Source organism: Streptomyces antimicrobicus (assembly GCF_020532625.1).
Classification (GTDB): Bacteria; Actinomycetota; Actinomycetes; order Streptomycetales; family Streptomycetaceae; genus Streptomyces; species Streptomyces antimicrobicus.
In genome coordinates this window covers 1-808 of sequence record NZ_JAJAUY010000268.1, presented here as the reverse complement: position 1 = coordinate 808, position 808 = coordinate 1, and the positions used below count along the sequence as shown (strand labels likewise).

Annotated in this window: 1 protein-coding gene; it reads right to left on the bottom strand. The window is 73.6% G+C overall.

What is annotated here, in order from left to right; genetic code table 11:
* The coding region (locus LG632_RS29990; protein ID WP_226731078.1) for an AMP-binding protein at nt 1–808 on the bottom strand (808 nt) is incomplete at both ends.

Here is an 808-nt window from a genome sequence, read left to right as displayed (position 1 = left end):
GGCCAGATTCCCCACACCCGCGTGGGAGACGACCACGCCCTTGGGACGACCCGTCGAACCCGACGTGTAGATCACGTACGCAGGGTGGGCGGGGTCGATCTCGACCGCCGGAGCGGTCTGCGGCAGACCGGACAGGTCCGCCGTCGCCAGCCAGGCGTCGTCCACGACGACGACCGGGGCGGCGTCGGTGAGCATGTGGTCGATGCGGTCCTGCGGGTGCGCCGGGTCCACCGGGAGGAACGCGCCACCGGCCTTGACGACCGCCAGCTGCGCCACCACCAGCTCCACCGAGCGCGGCAGCACCAGCGCCACCACCCGCTCGGGGCCCACACCCTGCGCCACCAGGCGGTGCGCCAGACGGTTCGCCCGCGCCTCCAGCTCGGCGTAGGTCAGCTCCCCGTCCTCGGACACCACCGCGACCGCGTCCGGGGTCCTCGCCGCCTGCGCCGCGAACAGGGCGCCCAACGGACCCGACAGCACCTCGCGCGAGGTCGCGTTCCACTCGTGCAGCACCCGCTCCCGCTCGGTGTCGAGGAGCAGGGACACCTCCGAGATCCGGGTGTCGGGCGACTGGGCCAGGGCCTTGAGCCAGGCGCCGAGCCGGCCGACGAGTTCCTCGACGGTCGTGCGGTCGAACAGGTCGGTGCTGTAGTCGACGAAGCCGCCGAGCCCGGCGGGCCCGCCGTCCTCGTCCCAGCGCTCGCCGAAGCTGAGGGCGAGGTCGAACTTGGCCGCGCCCAGGTCGGTGTCCTCGGAGCGGACGGTCAGGCCGCCGAGGTCGAGCTCGGCCGCCGCGTTGTTCTGCAGG